The organism is Aurantimonas sp. HBX-1, from assembly GCF_021391535.1.
In the GTDB taxonomy this organism is placed as follows: domain Bacteria; phylum Pseudomonadota; class Alphaproteobacteria; order Rhizobiales; family Rhizobiaceae; genus Aurantimonas.
Genome location: NZ_CP090066.1, coordinates 1,039,884 through 1,054,729 on the forward strand (window position 1 = coordinate 1,039,884; position 14,846 = coordinate 1,054,729).

General features: G+C 67.4%; 17 protein-coding genes. 10 read left to right on the top strand and 7 right to left on the bottom strand.

Annotation, left to right across the window (positions count from 1 at the left end):
• Positions 1-60: 60 nt before the first annotated feature.
• The 3 genes from LXB15_RS04855 to LXB15_RS04865 all read left to right on the top strand — a co-directional run bounded on the left by LXB15_RS04855 (position 61) and on the right by LXB15_RS04865 (position 2,451).
• The gene (locus tag LXB15_RS04855; RefSeq protein ID WP_233951306.1) at positions 61-951 is read left to right on the top strand and encodes a branched-chain amino acid aminotransferase; all 891 of its coding nucleotides are present in this window, start codon (positions 61-63) and stop codon (positions 949-951) included.
• A gap of 79 nt (positions 952-1,030) precedes the next feature.
• Positions 1,031-1,711, top strand: a complete 681-nt coding sequence (locus tag LXB15_RS04860) for a spermidine synthase (protein ID WP_233951307.1) — start codon at positions 1,031-1,033, stop codon at positions 1,709-1,711.
• 98 nt (positions 1,712-1,809) lie between these two features.
• A complete protein-coding gene (locus tag LXB15_RS04865; RefSeq protein ID WP_233951309.1) occupies positions 1,810-2,451 on the top strand; it encodes an MBL fold metallo-hydrolase in 642 nt (213 codons plus the stop codon).
• A 28-nt stretch (positions 2,452-2,479) separates the two neighbouring features.
• On the opposite strand, the gene LXB15_RS04870 is transcribed toward LXB15_RS04865, so the two are convergent.
• Complete coding sequence (locus LXB15_RS04870) at positions 2,480-3,355, bottom strand: BA14K family protein (RefSeq protein ID WP_233951311.1); 876 nt, start codon at positions 3,353-3,355, stop codon at positions 2,480-2,482.
• A 182-nt stretch (positions 3,356-3,537) separates the two neighbouring features.
• Positions 3,538-3,753: a cold-shock protein gene (locus LXB15_RS04875; protein WP_163042333.1), complete on the bottom strand. Its 216-nt coding sequence runs from the start codon at positions 3,751-3,753 to the stop codon at positions 3,538-3,540.
• Positions 3,754-4,036: 283 nt separating this feature from the next.
• Between LXB15_RS04875 and LXB15_RS04880 the strand changes: the two genes are divergently transcribed.
• The 7 genes from LXB15_RS04880 (at position 4,037) to LXB15_RS04900 (ending at position 7,438) form a co-directional block, all read left to right on the top strand.
• A complete protein-coding gene (locus LXB15_RS04880; RefSeq protein ID WP_233951313.1) occupies positions 4,037-4,672 on the top strand; it encodes a hypothetical protein in 636 nt (211 codons plus the stop codon).
• A gap of 141 nt (positions 4,673-4,813) precedes the next feature.
• A complete protein-coding gene (locus tag LXB15_RS04885; protein WP_233951315.1) occupies positions 4,814-5,164 on the top strand; it encodes a hypothetical protein in 351 nt (116 codons plus the stop codon).
• Positions 5,165-5,235: 71 nt separating this feature from the next.
• A complete protein-coding gene (locus tag LXB15_RS04890) occupies positions 5,236-6,054 on the top strand; it encodes a class I SAM-dependent methyltransferase (protein ID WP_233953055.1) in 819 nt (272 codons plus the stop codon).
• Between the two features lie 67 nt (positions 6,055-6,121).
• A complete protein-coding gene (locus LXB15_RS20925; RefSeq protein ID WP_255696708.1) occupies positions 6,122-6,253 on the top strand; it encodes a hypothetical protein in 132 nt (43 codons plus the stop codon).
• A 7-nt stretch (positions 6,254-6,260) separates the two neighbouring features.
• Positions 6,261-6,842 (top strand): hypothetical protein, encoded by a 582-nt coding sequence (locus LXB15_RS04895; protein ID WP_233951316.1) that lies wholly within the window; start codon positions 6,261-6,263, stop codon positions 6,840-6,842.
• A gap of 82 nt (positions 6,843-6,924) precedes the next feature.
• Positions 6,925-7,050, top strand: coding sequence for a hypothetical protein (locus LXB15_RS20930; protein WP_255696709.1), 126 nt, complete (start codon positions 6,925-6,927; stop codon positions 7,048-7,050).
• A gap of 58 nt (positions 7,051-7,108) precedes the next feature.
• On the top strand, positions 7,109-7,438 hold the full coding sequence (locus LXB15_RS04900; RefSeq protein WP_233951318.1) for a hypothetical protein: 330 nt from the start codon (positions 7,109-7,111) through the stop codon (positions 7,436-7,438).
• A 534-nt stretch (positions 7,439-7,972) separates the two neighbouring features.
• Here LXB15_RS04900 and LXB15_RS04905 read toward each other — a convergent pair.
• The 5 genes from LXB15_RS04905 to uvrB all read right to left on the bottom strand — a co-directional run bounded on the left by LXB15_RS04905 (position 7,973) and on the right by uvrB (position 14,769).
• Positions 7,973-8,611, bottom strand: coding sequence for a hypothetical protein (locus LXB15_RS04905; protein WP_233951320.1), 639 nt, complete (start codon positions 8,609-8,611; stop codon positions 7,973-7,975).
• Between the two features lie 521 nt (positions 8,612-9,132).
• Entirely contained in the window at positions 9,133-9,639 is a 507-nt protein-coding gene (locus LXB15_RS04910; protein ID WP_233951322.1) for a HEPN domain-containing protein, read from the bottom strand.
• Position 9,640: 1 nt separating this feature from the next.
• A complete protein-coding gene (locus LXB15_RS04915) occupies positions 9,641-10,720 on the bottom strand; it encodes a DUF262 domain-containing protein (RefSeq protein ID WP_233951324.1) in 1,080 nt (359 codons plus the stop codon).
• A 461-nt stretch (positions 10,721-11,181) separates the two neighbouring features.
• Positions 11,182-11,346 carry a hypothetical protein gene (locus LXB15_RS04920; protein ID WP_233951326.1) on the bottom strand — a complete coding sequence of 55 codons (165 nt, stop codon included), beginning with the start codon at positions 11,344-11,346 and terminating at the stop codon, positions 11,182-11,184.
• A gap of 246 nt (positions 11,347-11,592) precedes the next feature.
• On the bottom strand, positions 11,593-14,769 hold the full coding sequence (uvrB, locus tag LXB15_RS04925) for an excinuclease ABC subunit UvrB (protein ID WP_370640176.1): 3,177 nt from the start codon (positions 14,767-14,769) through the stop codon (positions 11,593-11,595).
• Positions 14,770-14,846 lie beyond the last annotated feature (77 nt).

Below are 14,846 nucleotides of genomic sequence, written 5' to 3' on the forward strand. Positions count from 1 at the left end.
GGACATTCGAACGCACCAAGAAACGATCAGGGAGGACGCCTCGATGGCGTCGCGCAAACGATGAGCAATGTTCCCTTCGACCAGCTGGACGGCGAGATCTGGTTCAACGGCGAGTTCGTGCCCTGGAAGGACGCGAAGATCCACGTCCTGACCCACGGCCTGCACTATGCCAGCGCGGTCTTCGAGGGCGAGCGCGCCTATGGCGGCACGGTCTTCAAGCTGCGCGAGCACACCGAGCGCCTGATCGAGTCCGGCCGGCTGCTCGGCTTCCAGATCCCCTACAGCGCCGACGCGATCGACGCGGCGACCAACGAGCTGCTCGAACGCCAGGGCTTCACCGACGCCTATGTCCGGCCGATCGCCTTCCGCGGATCGGAGATGATGGGCGTCTCGGCCCAGAAGAACCGCATCAACGTCGCCATCGCCATCTGGCAGTGGCCGAGCTATTTCGATCCCGAACAGCGGATGAAGGGCATCCGCCTCGACCTCGCCGAGTATCGCCGGCCGGATCCGCGCACCGCGCCGTCCAAGGCCAAGGCCACCGGCCTCTACATGATCTGCACGATCTCCAAGCACGCGGCCGAGGCCAAGGGCTATGCCGACGCGCTGATGCTGGACTGGCGCGAGCAGGTGGCCGAGGCGACCGGCGCCAACGTTTTCTTCGTCAAGGATGGCGTCATCCACACGCCACTGGCCGACTGCTTCCTCGACGGCATCACCCGCCGCACCGTGATCGCGCTCGCCAAGCGTCGCGGCATCGAGGTGCGCGAGCGGGCGATCCTGCCGGCGGAGCTCGCCGATTTCGACGAGTGCTTCCTGTGCGGGACGGCGGCGGAAGTGACGCCGGTCTCGGAGATCGCCGACTGGCGCTTCACCCCCGGCGCGACGACCCGCCGCCTGGTCGAGGACTACGCCAACGAGGTGCAGCCGAAGCGCGCTGCGGCGGAATAGGGATGGCATACGGCCAGACCGGCCCCGCCGTCGCCCGCCGGCCTGAGGGCCTGCGCCCCGCCACGCGCCGCGCGCTGCCATGATCCCCTGGGAGCACCTGGGCAGCGCCCCGGTGCCGGGCGGGGGCGGCGAACTGCGGCTGATGCGACGGGCCAGCGAGTTCTCGATCATGCTCGGCGGCACCGAGCTGATGAACAGCCGGCTGAGCGGTTCCGAGGAAGCTCTGGCGCGGCTCTCGCTGGAGCAGATCCCGGGCCGGCCGCGGACATCCGTGCTCGTCGGCGGGCTCGGCATGGGCTTCACCCTGCGGGCGCTTCTCGCGATGATGGAGCCCGACGCCCGGATCACCGTCTCCGAACTCGTCCCGGCGGTGGTCGAGTGGGCGCGCGGGCCGATGGCGGAGCTGTTCGCGGGCTGCCTCGACGATCCGCGCGTGACGGTCGTCGTCGAGGACGTCGCCGACTGCATCGCCAGGGCGCCGGCGGCCTACGACGCGATCATCCTCGACGTCGACAATGGCCCGCAGGGGCTGACCAGCCGCGAGAACGACCGCCTCTACACCGTCGCCGGCCTCGGCGCGGCGCGCGCCGCCCTGCGGCCGGGCGGCGTCCTGTCGGTCTGGTCGTCGGGGCCCGACAGCTATTTCACCGGCCGGCTGCGGCAGGCGGGCTTCGTCGTCGAGGAAGCGCGGGTGCGGGCAAGCAGCAAGGGTCGCGGCGCCCGGCATGTCATCTGGCTGGCGCTGCGCCCGTTCAGCTGAGCCGCCGGCCGGCGTTGCGCGGCCTTCCCGCGGCCGCTATGCCACCCGCGAGACCGCCCCGGCGGTCGCCCATCGATGCGGCACGGAAGGCCCAGCCCTTGACCCAGCTCAACGCGCGGATCGTTCCGGTCACGCCATTCCAGCAGAATTGCTGCATCCTCTTCGACGGCGAGGAAAAGGTCGGCGTCGTCGTCGATCCAGGCGGGGACGTCGACAGGATCGTGGCGGCGATCGCCGAGGCGGGGGTCGCCATCGAGGCGATCTGGCTGACCCACGGCCATATCGACCATGCCGGCGGCGCCATGGAGTTGAAGGACCGGCTCGGCGTCGAGATCATCGGCCCACACCGGGCGGACGAATTCCTTCTCGCCGGGTTGGCCGACCAGGCGCGGATGTTCGGCATCGGCGGCACCGTCCGCAACTGCACCCCGGACCGCTGGCTGGAGGAGGGCGACGTGCTGGGATTCGGCGCGCATCGATTCGAGGTGCTGCATACGCCGGGGCATGCGCCCGGCCACGTGGTGTTCTTCGACCGGGCGGCGAAGTTCCTGCACGCTGGCGACGTGCTGTTCGCCGGCTCGATCGGCCGCACCGATCTGCCCGGCGGCGACCATGCGGCGCTGATCCGATCGATCAAGGACAAGGTGCTGCCGCTCGGCGACGACGTCGGCTTCCTCTGCGGCCACGGGCCTGGCGGGCGCCTCGGCGACGAGCGCCGGACCAATCCGTTCCTCACCTGACAGAGCGCGGCGGCACCGGGGAGGCGGCTTACTCCCCCTTACAGAACCGGCTCTGCCCGTCCTCGTCGCGATAGGTCCCGAAGTCCGGATCGAAGCTCGCATAGGCGCGCGAGCACCAGGAAAGCCATGCCGGCGACCATGGCTCCAGCGCCTCGGACGGCGCGCCGTCGGCGGCGTCGATCGCGCCGGTGGCGGTGCGGTCGTAACCTTCAGCGATGCGGATGATCTTCGAGCCGCCGGCATAAATCACCTCGATCCCGGAGGCCGGGATCGGGCGTCGGTCGAGGCGGGCGCTGGCGACGTCGATGACCTTCGGACCCTCGGCGAGGCCGGCGAAGCCGCGATTCAGCGAGACGGGATATGTCGGCAGGTGCCGTCGGTCGCCAAGGTCGGAATAGACGACGGTGAACGAGCCGCTGGTCCGGTGCGTCGAGTGGGAAGGGCGCGGGTCGCGCCAGCCGCGATCGCGGTCGGGCCGGCGGAATTTCAGCGTCCGCAGCGTGCGATCGGGAGCCGAGATGCCGCCGCCGTCCTCGAGGAATTCCTCCCGCTCGTCGGTGACGTAGATGTCGGGCTCGGTGCGGATCCCGCCACCATCCTCGAGGAATTCGTCCCGATCGCGGGAGACATACCCGTCGCGGTCGCTGCTGATACCACCGCCGCCGTCGAGAAACGCGTCGTCGTCGCCGATCGCGCCGCCACTGAATTCGTCGAACAGTGGGGTGGGCGGAACGAAGCGCTCGTCGCGGCGGTGCTCCCTATGCCCGTCGTGCTGCCGCCCGACATCGTAGTGTCCGCCATCGAGAGGCTCTGGGGTACGGTCCCCGGCTTCGGCCGCCTGGCTGCCGAGCAGGGCGCCGAGGATCAGCGCGGTGCCGCCGGCGAGGCATCTGGATCGAAACATGGCAAGCTCCCGTCTCGGATGAGATGTTCGGGAGGACCCTTGCAGGGTCCGTGCCAGGTGATTCCGTTCCATATTGAAACAGGATCACGAGCCGTGCCTTGTGAAAAGCCCGCCGCTGGCCGGCGACGGGCTTTCCAGAACTTGTTTGGCGTGCGCCCTGCGGTAGCAGGCCGCCGACAGTCTCAGCTGGCGGACTGAAGGTTGACGGCCTTCGGTCCCTTGCCCCGCTTGTCAGGCTCGGTGTCGAAGGAGACCTTCTGGTTCTCCTCGAGCCCCGGCAGGCCGGAAGCCTGCACGGCGGAGATGTGAACGAAGATGTCCGCCCCACCGTTGTCGGGCTTGATGAACCCGAAGCCCTTCTCGGTGTTGAAGAACTTGACCGTCCCGGTCTGTGCCATCGTCGGAATCCTTATCCTGGCATTACGTGTCGCCGTCTGGCGGTGGCAGGCAAGTCTTGACTAGGATAGGAACCGATACATCGCAGGACAGCACTCTCGCACGGCCCGCTCGGGAGATGCGCCCCCGATACGCAATTCGTCCTTGACCCGTGTTCGCGAAATTGCCCGAACCTCTTTTCAATGATATCCCGCCGCAAGCTTGGCAAGCAAAACTTTGCTGTTGTGCTTCACGTTTCGTTTCGAAACACCCCCGCATCCCGTCTCTTGGTGCTCCTTACCTGTCATGACCATCCTCGTTGCCGGCTTCTCTTCCTTCCCCGGCGCGCCGGACAACCCTACCGAGCATCTGGTGCGAACGCTGGCGGAAGCCACTGGCGGCGGCGATGCCGCGCTGGCGACAGTGGTGCTGCCGGTCGAGTGGGAGCGCAGCTGGCCGGTGCTGGAAGCGGCCATCGTCGCGGCCGGCGCCGACACGGTGCTGCTGTTCGGCCTGCATCGCCGCGCCGAACGGCTGCGGATCGAACTGCTGGCGCGAAACCGGCGCGAGCTGGGGCGGATCGACGCCGCCGGCGGCTTTCCCTCCGGCCCCGCGGTGCTGGACGGCGCCGAGACGCTGCCGCTCGCCTTGCCCTGGCCGGCCGTTGCCCGGGCGCTGCGCGAGGCGCGGCTGTCCTTCGAATGGTCGACCAACGCCGGCGCCTATCTCTGCAACGACACGCTCTACCGCCTGGCCTTCCATGCCGGGCGGCTCGGCGTCGGCCGCTTCGGCTTCTTCCATGTGCCGCTGACCGACGAGTTGGTGACCGCGCCGGCCGCCGAGGCAGGTCCGGAAATCTTCTGCAGCCTCGCGGCGGCCGATCTCGAGCGCACCGCCCGCCAGCTGATCGCGACCCTTTCCGCGGACGCGGCGGTCGCCTGATCCACGGGCCGACCGGCATCCTCCGTCCGGCGCCGAGGCGGGGTGACGGGAACGTGAGGGATCGGCTTGTCCCCCGCCGGCGTTTTGCGCCGACAATGGGATGACGCCGTGCCGCTAGCGCGGCCTGCCTGGAGAAGATCGATGTCGCCAAGCCGTATCGCCTGCGCCGTTCTGGTCGCCCTCGCTACGGCGACACCCGTGCTGGCGCAGACCGCCGTGCCGCAGGATGCGCCGATTCCGCGCGGCGGCACGCTGATCCAGCAGGGAGAGGGCGTCCCGATCGGCGACCAGATCGATACCGGCGGGCTGCCGGGGGTGGATTTCGACGCCACGGAGGCGGACGATGCGGTCCGGGGCCCGGGTGGCCTGCAGAACAATGTCGGCGCCGTCGGCACCGACGCACCAGCGACGTCCGGCTATGATCCCGAGACGTTCGAGGCGCCCTTGCCGGAAGGCGAGGGGGTTCCGCTGCCCGTGCCGCCCGCCGAGTAGGCGCCTGGCGCTTCCGCCCGCCCGCCTGCTGCCGTAAGGAGGCGGTTCCTGTGACAGTGACGGAGCGGACGATGGCCGGCGGGTTCGACGAAGAGGCACTGGCGGAGGCGTACAACCGGGCGCTGACGCTCGAGAAGGCCGGCGAGGCGGTGGAAGCGGCGGCGGCCTATCGCGAGTGCCTGGCGCTCGACCCGGACGACCACGGCGGCGCCGCGGTCCGGCTGGCCGCGCTGGGGCAGGGCGAGACGCCCGCCTCGGCTGGCGACGCCTATGTCGCCACCCTGTTCGACCAGCATGCCGACGCCTTCGAGGACATCCTCGTCCGCCAACTCGGCTACGGCGTGCCGGCGCTGATCGCCGAGCGGCTGGGCGAGATCGCCCCCGGCCCGTACCGGCGGATGCTGGATCTCGGCTGCGGCACCGGCCTTGCCGGCGAGGCGCTGGCGGAGCGGGCGGAGACGATCATCGGCGTCGACCTCTCCGAGGGCATGATCGAGAACTGCTTCGACAAGGGCGTCTACGACCAGCTGTTCATCGGCGAGGCCGTCGGGTTCCTCGAGGATTTCGACGAGGAGGCGCCGTTCGACCTCGTCGTGGCGGCCGACGTGCTGCCCTATCTCGGCGACCTCGATCCGCTGCTGGCGAACGCCGCCGCTCGGATGGCCGGCGGCGGCATCCTCGCCTTCTCCACCGAGACGCTACCGGATGCCGTGTTCGGCAGCCGCGACTTCATGGTCGGGCCGCACCAGCGCTTCCACCACCGCGCCGCCTACGTGACGGAGCGGCTCGGCGCGCACGGCTTCGAGGTCCTGTCCTGCGAGGGCATCATCGTCCGCCGCCAGGAGGGCCAGCCGGCGCCCGGCCATCTGGTCGTTGCCCGGCGGCGCTGACCCCGGCGCCTTGAAACGGCCCGGCGGGCGGGCGACAATGCCGCCTCACTCCTGCGGATCGAAATCCATGACCCTTCGCCTTGCCTTCTTCCTTCTCGCCGCCCTGTCGGTCGCCGGCTGCGCCACCAAGCCGGTCGACGACCCCGAGGGGAAATGGGCGAAGCAGGCCGAGCAGCTCGACAATTCGCTGTTCTACTAGGCCGTCCGTGCCGCGTCGCATCCTGACCGCCTTCGGCCTCGTCGCAGGGCTCGTCGCGGGCCCGGCGCTGGCGGCCTCGGGCGACCTCGCGGTGCCGGGCTGGCGGGCCGGGCCGCCGGCCGAGGCGACGCTGGAGGCGCCGCAGCGCTACGACTGCACCGGCCCGGCCTGCCCCTCGGCCGGGCTTTCCTGCCTCTACGCCGTGGCGCCGCCGAGGCCGGCGGGGTCGCGCTGGCTGTCGGCCGAGGACGTGATGAACCCCGACGTGATGCCCTGGGCCGACTACGAGGTCTGGCTCGCCGGCGCGGCGCGGCAGCTGAAGCCGGCGCTGGCGAGCGATCCCTCCCGCAGCGGCTTTGCCGAGCGCGGTGTGCCGGCGCTGCAGGCCCTTGGCGGCCGCGATGTGGTGCGGCGCGACTACGGCCTGCGCACCAGGGCCGGCTATCTGGCGATGCCGGCATTCCTCTGGGGGGCGAAGGGCCGGCTCTACACGCTCGCCTGCGCCACCGCGCCGGAGGCGCGGCAGGCGGCGCGCATCCCGATGATCGGCCTGATCGAGGCGCTGGCGGTGCTGGAGCCCGACGAGTAACGATCCCGGGAGGCGGGGCGTGATGCGCAACGGCCGGGCGGCGGCGGCGTTCTTCGAGGCGACCCCTCATGGAGAATGCCCGATGCCCGCCATTGCCCTTGCCCTGATCCTGTCCCTGACGTTCGCCGGCTGCGTGTCCGGCGGCAGCACCCGCGGCTACGAGAACACGCCCTCCGGCGGCATCGTGCCCGGCCAGCAGGGCTACTGACCTTCGCCTCGATGCAATGCCCGGCGCCGGCGCGGCGTCGGGAGGAAAGGAGTCTCCGATGATCCGCTCTCTGCCGCTGGCCCTCGCCGCGCTCGTCGCCCTGCCGGCGCTCGGCATCGGCCCTGCCGCCGCGCAGGACCGTTTCGACGACGGCTACGCCACCGTCGGCGTCGCCCTGTCGGACCGCGAGAAGGCCCGCTCGGTGCCGGTGCGGCTGCCGGACGGGCGGGTGGTGCTGCGCCCGCCGAGCCGCGGCATCCCGTTCCTGTTCGGCTTCGGCGACAATGACGGCGTGCCCTCGGCCCGCCCCACCGTCGGCGGCGTGACGCCCTCCGCCATGGCCGCGACCCCCTCCGGCGGCATCGTCCCGGGGCAGAAGACGCCGTAGGGCGTCGGCATTTCTACGCGCCGTCATCCTCGGGCCCCGTACCCAGGATCCAGGCTTCGGGGCCTTCTCCAGAGCGCGGAAGCGCGTGCGTCTGCCACGGAGCGGCGCTCCGGCGCGGAGGAATGGGTCCTCGGGGCAAGCCCGAGGATGACGCGGCTTTCGTGGCGTGCGGGTTCTGCAAGCGCCGGCGCCGGCGGGTAGCCTCCCTCATTAAACGCGGCGTCATCCTCGGGCTTGACCCGAGGACCCATGCCTCGACGGCCGTGCCGGATGATCCGGTGACCGAAGCGCGGGTGGTGCGCTGCTGGATCCTCGGGACGGGGCCCGAGGATGACGATTGCGGATGTGGGGGCGGCCCGTCGCTAGCGGCTATGCTCTGCATCCCGCGCGCGGTGACGCATGCCGACGTCCTCCTCGGGCCCACCCACGACGTCACCGTCGGGCATACCCACGCCGTCACCCTCGGGGCCACCCACGGCGTCATCCTCGGGCCCCGTCCCGAGGATCCAGGCGTCCCCGCCGGCGCACGCAGCGTCACAGCTGCGTCAGCCGCGGGCGCGGCGGCGGGGGCGCGGGGAACGCCGTCCGGGCCGGCGCAGCGGCGTCCGACGCGGCGTCCGGCGCCGCAGCCTCGCTCCGTCCTTCGCCCGCCTTACCCTCCCATTGCCCTTCGCGCGCCGCACCGTCGCTCTGCGCCTCGCGCGCCGCCGCGGCTTCGGCGATCTTGCGGCGGGCGGCGTCGATCCAGGACTTCTCGCAGCGGATGGTGAACTCGTCGCGGAAGCGTTCCGGAAAGTGCCGGCGCATGATCGCGTAGGGCAGGACGTACTGCACCACGAGCGGCAGCCGGGCGAAGCACGGGGCGGCGCCGTGCGGGTCGGGGACGCAAGCCGCGTCGGCGGGGCGCTCGCCGAAGCAGCAACGCCCGGCCCGCCGGCAGGCGCCGCGCTTGCAGAACGGCGTCAGCAACAGCGCCGAGTGGGGCAGCAGACGCTCCGGATGCATGTCCACCCCCGAGCGGGCGCGCCGGGGCGGGGATTTCTTCGAGCGCCGCGGCGGTTTCGGCGCGTTCTGGAGCGCGTCCCGGACGAGCTTCAAGTGCGCGTCGGCGATCCGGCGGCTCTCGGCGATCTCCTCCGGCGTCAGCGGCGGGTCGATCGGCGCGTCGGACATGGTCATCCTCCTTCGGGTTTCGGGGCTCTCCTTGACTGCGGGCGTGCGAAAGCGTCGCCGCGCCCGGGTGGGCCGGCGGTCTGCCGCATGCGGCCGCCCTGGCGGGCGGCGGATCGCCGACGGCACGCCATCGGCTTGTATCAAGAGCGGCACGCCGTCGGCGATCCGCGCGGTGTCTTGTCGGTCCGATTGGAAAGGGGAAAGAGTCGTCTGCCCAGCCCTTAAGCTCCTCGCGGGGCTCGTCGCTGGCTGGGACCCACACCCCCTTCCGGCCGGCTCTTCGCCCTTGCGGGCTCAAGCGGATCGATCCGCGGCCCCCTCGTAGTGGGGGACGGTCCGGCGACGGTTCGGCCCGTCCGGGTCGGCGCCTCTCCGGAAGAGGCACCGGCGCGGACACCGCTCGCCGCCCCCGGGCGATCCCGGCGATCGTCCGTGCCCGCCGTGGGCGGCGATGCGGGGATTATGCGGGAGGGGGGAAGGGGTGGGGATAAATCCGTGAATGGAGCAAAAACAAATGACCGTCAGCGCTTCAACGCACGATCGAGGCATATAAAAACAGTCTTGCTTCGATTGTACGCGGTCCGAGCTTCATCGTAGCTCGCATTGGAGGGAACGTTTCCTCCATGAACAAAATTATTTCGCCACGTTAGAATATTTCCATAAGAACTTTTGATTGAACCGCCACCAGACCCCAAGGAGCTTTTTTCTTCGATCTCTAGAAAGCTATCAAAACGCTTTTTATACTTTTCTCCAAATCTAATAACATGGCTCTTCCTAATTTCAGATAAGCTTATCCTCCCATTTAATCTATCGTAAGAACTTTCGATGTGAACTCCAAAAACAGGATGTTTTTTCTTGGCAAACTCAATAACGATGTCTTTGAAAGCCTCTTCGAAAAATGTAACGGCTGTTACACAAAGAAACCCTATGTAGCGATTTTTAAACAACGGATCATCTACGAGATCAACAGCGTCATCGAGATGGCTTATGTAGCTGTCAGCATCTTCTAAAATAACCGTGTATGCCATATCAAAATAACTTTTTAACGGCGCTCATACGTACTTTGACTGCAGAAGCATCACTTGTATTAAAAAATATGCTATCTGTGTACTCTTTATTGTTAAGGAGCTTAGCATAGATTTTTTGTGCTTTTTCAAAATCACCGGATGGGTGCCGCATGCTTTCAGAAAATACGCTATCCAAAGCTGCTAGATTGATTGGGCCTCGTACGTGGAATGGTCTTTCACCAAATGCCTCAACTATCTTATCGCACACCGCCGGAAAATTCCGATAAAAGCTCTTAAAAGAACGAGATTTGGCCTCAATATTCTCTTTCATTGAGATATTGAGGAATTCTTTCATAGGTTTTTCATAGGAGGTAGAGCGTTCGAACATCGCGTAGGCTCGAAGAAGGATTTCTACGTCACGTTGGTGCTTATCCAGATTTTCTCTGCCTATTATCTTGCGCCAACTAGGGTACTTATTCAGCTCATTGAGCGAAGTTACAACAGCTCCGTGGAAGACGCAATTTCTGATCTCTTGGGCGCGCAGCGGAGTTCCGCCAGTGTTAAGCCTTTCAAATATATGGAAGGCCGCTGTGTCGTTGTCTCTCGGTGCCATCTGGCGAATATTGACAACGCGCAAAACAGAATTAACTAGTTTTTTCTGATCTTTTTCGTCTAATTCAGTAAATCTCTTTTTAGCAAATGGGCTTCTTTCATTTAGTCCAGTAAGTCTAAAAACTTGCCGTCTTCCTTGGAAATTCTCATCGCCAAAATAACCATCGAGATAATATATCAACGAAGTGATGCGCTGCTGTCCATCAATAACGAGATTATTTTGGTCTTCGTCAACGAAGAAAAATGCTTGAGGTACAGGGAGCCCGAGAAGAAAAGATTCGACCAATGAAGACGCCTGTTTGATAGTCCATACGTAATTTCTCTGAAACTGTGGGATAATAATATTTTCTTTATCCCACATATCTTTCAATACAGATATAGTCAGGTCTGACGGGTACGATGCGATATCATATCGAATATACGATTCGTCTTCGACTGATGTCTCGTCAATATCAATTTCTTCGTTTGAAACGTTTGCTTGATCTGCCATGAGGGCTGCGAATCCAAAATAGAGTTAAGAGCGCCAAGTCCTGAATCGACTTTGACAATATCGCGAATGATGTTTGATTCAAGAGGATGCGCGGCAGAGGGGGCGATATTATTCGTCCGGGGTTGAAACCGAGCGTTCAAGACGGCGGAGACGGTGTCTCTTCTGATAGGCGGCTTTGCGGAGATTTTCCCTCATCCCCGGTGCCGGGACCTTCTCCCGTTTTGGAGGAAAGTGAGGCGTCGGGTGCCGGCGCTTGTTTGCACCATGGCTAAACCTCTCTGTTGTCTCTCATCCTGGACCTGTCCGAGGGCCCGGGGGCGCTGGCTCTGTTCCTGGTTCTTCGAAAGGCTCAGGGATCAGAGTTGGGCGCGGCGTACCGGAACGGCCGCCATTCCTCTCCCCAGCGGGGAGAGGGTGGATTCGAGCAGGGGCGAGCAGACGGGTCGGGCTTATCCGGGCGCCTACTGGCCCGGGCGGCCGGTCTTGCCAGGGCGGCGCTTGCGGCGCTGGTCGGCGGGGTCCTCGTAGGAGCCGCGGCCGATGCGCTCGCGGCGGATCGGGGCGGGGGAGTCGGGGTCGGTGCCTCGCGGATCGGCCGGATCGCCGCCTGCGTTGGTGGGCGGCACGCCCCCCTCTGTCCTGCCGGACTTCTCCCCCTCAAGGGGGGGAGAGGGGCTTTGCCTGAAGCGTTGGCGGGGTTCGCCCTCATCCCCCTGCCGGGACCGCCCTGGGACGAGCCACGTGTCTCGTCCCGTCCTGCGGACCCCGTTTCGGGAGAAGGGGAGGCGTCGGGTGCCGGCGCCCTTCCTCTCCCCAGGGGGGAGAGGGTGGATGCGAGCGGAAGCGAGCAGACGGGTGAGGGCTTTGCCGCCCTACTGGCCCGGGCGGCCGGTCTTGCCGGGGCGGCGCTTGCGGCGCTGGTCGGCGGGGTCCTCGTAGGAGCCGCGGCCGATCCGCTCGCGGCGGATTGGGGCGGGGGAGTCGGGGTCGGTGCTCCGAGGATCGGCCGGCTTGCCGGGCTCGTTGGCGGATGACTTACCCCCCTCTGTCCTGCCGGACATCTCCCCCACAGGGGGGGAGATCGGCTGTGCCGTCGGCGTCGCCGGCTTTTTGGGAGCCGGCTTGCCGGTGGGCTTTTCGGTGCGGCCGACGGTCATTTCGTCGAGGGAGTTCTTGCGGAACAGCGAGGGACCGGCGGGGACGGCCGTGTCGGTGCCGGGGCCCATGCTGTCGAGCGAAGGCTTGTGGAAATAGGACGCGGCGGCCGGCGTGGCCGGCGTGGCGGCGGGCGTCTCGCCGGCCGGGGCCGGGCGGGAGAGTGGCGCGGGGCGGCGGGGCGAGCCTTCGCCGCGGGGCTTCAGCGGTTCGCCGCGCGGGCCGAAGCGCTCGCCGCCGGCGGGGGAGCGGTCGCGCTTGGTCTTGCGGCCGTGCTTGGAGCGGCCGGTGACGGGCGAGACGGCGTCCTCCTCGAAGGCGATCGCGTCGGCGGCGGTGTCGCCGAGGCCGCCGTCGCTGAGGTGGGCGTCGCCGCCGGGGATGCCGCCGAATTCGAGTTCCTTGGCGCGCAGGCGCTTGAGCTCGTCGCGCAGGCGGGCGGCCGTCTCGAAGTCGAGGTCGGCGGCGGCCTCGCGCATCTGGCGCTCGAGATGCTCCAGATGGGATTTCAGGTTGTTGCCGACGAGGGCGCCTTCCTTGGCGCCGGGGCCGACGTCGATGCGGACGTGGTCCTTCTCGTAGTAGCTGTCGAGAATGTCGGCGATATGCGCCTTCACGCTAGCCGGGGTGATGCCGTGCGCGGCGTTGTAGGCCTCCTGCTTCTCGCGGCGCCGGCTGGTCTCGGCGATGGCGCGTTCCATCGAGCCGGTGGTGCGGTCGGCATAGAGGATGACCTTGCCGTCGATGTTGCGGGCGGCGCGGCCGATGGTCTGGATCAGCGAGGTCTCCGAGCGCAGGAAGCCTTCCTTGTCGGCGTCGAGAATGGCGACGAGGCCGCATTCGGGGATGTCGAGCCCCTCGCGCAGGAGGTTGATGCCGACCAGGACGTCGAAGGCGCCGAGGCGCAGATCGCGGATGATCTCGATGCGCTCCAGCGTGTCGATGTCGGAATGCATGTAGCGGACGCGGATGCCCTGCTCGTGCAGATACTCGGTGAGGTCCTCGGCCATGCGCTTGGTGAGCACGGTGGCGAGCACGCGGTAGCCCTTGGCGACGGTCTCGCGGATCTCGCCGACGAGGTCGTCGACCTGGCTGCGGGCCGGGCGGATCTCGACCGGCGGGTCGATCAGGCCGGTGGGGCGGATGACCTGCTCGGCGAAGACGCCGCCGGCCTCCTCCATTTCCCAACTGCCGGGGGTGGCCGAGACCGCGACGGTCTGCGGCCGCATGGCGTTCCACTCCTCGAAGCGCAGCGGCCGGTTGTCCATGCAGGAGGGCAGGCGGAAGCCGTATTCGGCCAGCGTCGCCTTGCGGCGGAAGTCGCCGCGATACATGGCGCCGATCTGCGGCACGGTGACGTGGCTCTCGTCGATGAAGACCAGGGCGTTGTCGGGCAGGTACTCGAACAGGGTCGGCGGCGGGTGGCCGGGCTGGCGGCCGGTGAGGTAGCGCGAATAGTTCTCGATGCCGGGGCAGGAGCCGGTGGCCTCGATCATCTCGATGTCGAATCTTGTGCGCTGCTCGAGCCGCTGGGCTTCCAGCAGGCGGCCGGCCTTCTCCAGCTCGACGAGGCGGTGCTTCAGCTCCTCGCGGATCGACTTCACCGCCTGGTTCAGCGTCGGGCGGGGCGTGACGTAATGCGAGTTGGCGTAGATCTTCACCGACTTGAGGTCGTCGGTCTTCGAGCCGGTGAGCGGGTCGAATTCCTGGATCTGCTCGATCTCGTCGCCGAACATCGAGATGCGCCAGGCGCGGTCCTCCAGATGGGCGGGGAAGATCTCGATCGTGTCGCCGCGGACGCGGAAGGAGCCGCGCTGGAAATCCATGTCGCGGCGCTTGTACTGCTGGGCGACGAGGTCGGCGAGGAGCTGGCGCTGGTCGAGCCGGTCGCCGACGGCCATCTGGAAGGTCATCGCGGTGTAGGTCTCGACCGAGCCGATACCGTAGATGCAGGAGACCGAGGCGACGATGATGACGTCGTCGCGCTCGAGCAGCGCCCGGGTGGCGGCATGGCGCATCCGGTCGATCTGCTCGTTGATCGAGGATTCCTTCTCGATATAGGTGTCCGAGCGCGGCACGTAGGCCTCGGGCTGGTAGTAGTCGTAGTAGGAGACGAAATACTCGACGGCGTTGTCGGGGAAGAAGTTCTTGAACTCGCCGTAGAGCTGCGCCGCCAGCGTCTTGTTGGGCGCGAGGACGAGCGCCGGGCGCTGCGTCCGCTCGATGACGTTGGCGACGGTGAAGGTCTTGCCGGAGCCGGTGACGCCGAGCAGCACCTGGGTCTGGTCGCGCTCGGAAATGCCGGCGACGAGGTCCCTGATGGCGGTCGGCTGGTCGCCCATCGGGGTGTAGTCCGAGGCGATGCGGAAGGGGACGCCGCCCTCCGACTTGTCCGGCCGTGCGGGGCGGTGCGGGATCCAGACCTTGCCGTCCTTCAGGAGCGGGTCGCCCTCGGAGATCAGCTTGGTCAGCGCCTCGACCGTGGCGGTGACGCCGCCTTCCGGCAGGCGGCCGGCATCCTCGAGGCTGACGTCGAGGCCGGCGACCGGGTTGAGCCCGGCGGCGGCGCGCTGCTTCGGGTCGGTGGTGCCGCCCATCGAGGTGCCGCGGGAGGATTTCATCGGCCGGTCGGCGGCGCGGGCCTTCGGCGGCTTCGGCGCCGGGGTGGCGGCGGCCTCGCTGGCGATGGATTCGGCCCAGCCGGAGACCGGCCCATCGAGCGGCGCGCCGCTGTCGAAGCCCGCCTGCGGCGCCTCGGCGAAGCCCTCCGACGTTCGCTCGGCGGCGTCGGCGAAATCCTGCAGCGGGCCGCGCCGCGCCGGCGCGCCGGGGTCGAACGGCGGCTCGTCTGAGGGGGACTTGGCGGGGCGGGTCTGTCGGGGTCGGGAAGCCATGCGGCGCATATAGAGAGCCGGAGGCCGGCTTGGAAGAAGCGACGCCGCGTCGCGGGCGGAAGCTGCGGGATTCATCC

Excerpts from the sequence above, each read along its gene's own strand:
- LXB15_RS04860 (WP_233951307.1), top strand. The coding sequence starts at position 1,031 with ATGATCCCCTGGGAGCACCTGGGCAGCGCCCCGGTGCCGGGCGGGGGC.
- LXB15_RS04900 (WP_233951318.1), top strand. The coding sequence starts at position 7,109 with ATGATCCGCTCTCTGCCGCTGGCCCTCGCCGCGCTCGTCGCCCTGCCG.
- LXB15_RS04855 (WP_233951306.1), top strand. The coding sequence starts at position 61 with ATGAGCAATGTTCCCTTCGACCAGCTGGACGGCGAGATCTGGTTCAAC.
- LXB15_RS04870 (WP_233951311.1), bottom strand. The coding sequence starts at position 3,355 with ATGTTTCGATCCAGATGCCTCGCCGGCGGCACCGCGCTGATCCTCGGC.
- LXB15_RS04915 (WP_233951324.1), bottom strand. The coding sequence starts at position 10,720 with ATGGCAGATCAAGCAAACGTTTCAAACGAAGAAATTGATATTGACGAG.
- LXB15_RS04875 (WP_163042333.1), bottom strand. The coding sequence starts at position 3,753 with ATGGCACAGACCGGGACGGTCAAGTTCTTCAACACCGAGAAGGGCTTC.
- LXB15_RS20925 (WP_255696708.1), top strand. The coding sequence starts at position 6,122 with ATGACCCTTCGCCTTGCCTTCTTCCTTCTCGCCGCCCTGTCGGTCGCC.
- uvrB (WP_370640176.1), bottom strand. The coding sequence starts at position 14,769 with ATGGCTTCCCGACCCCGACAGACCCGCCCCGCCAAGTCCCCCTCAGAC.
- LXB15_RS04890 (WP_233953055.1), top strand. The coding sequence starts at position 5,236 with ATGGCCGGCGGGTTCGACGAAGAGGCACTGGCGGAGGCGTACAACCGG.
- LXB15_RS20930 (WP_255696709.1), top strand. The coding sequence starts at position 6,925 with ATGCCCGCCATTGCCCTTGCCCTGATCCTGTCCCTGACGTTCGCCGGC.
- LXB15_RS04910 (WP_233951322.1), bottom strand. The coding sequence starts at position 9,639 with ATGGCATACACGGTTATTTTAGAAGATGCTGACAGCTACATAAGCCAT.
- LXB15_RS04905 (WP_233951320.1), bottom strand. The coding sequence starts at position 8,611 with ATGTCCGACGCGCCGATCGACCCGCCGCTGACGCCGGAGGAGATCGCC.
- LXB15_RS04880 (WP_233951313.1), top strand. The coding sequence starts at position 4,037 with ATGACCATCCTCGTTGCCGGCTTCTCTTCCTTCCCCGGCGCGCCGGAC.
- LXB15_RS04885 (WP_233951315.1), top strand. The coding sequence starts at position 4,814 with ATGTCGCCAAGCCGTATCGCCTGCGCCGTTCTGGTCGCCCTCGCTACG.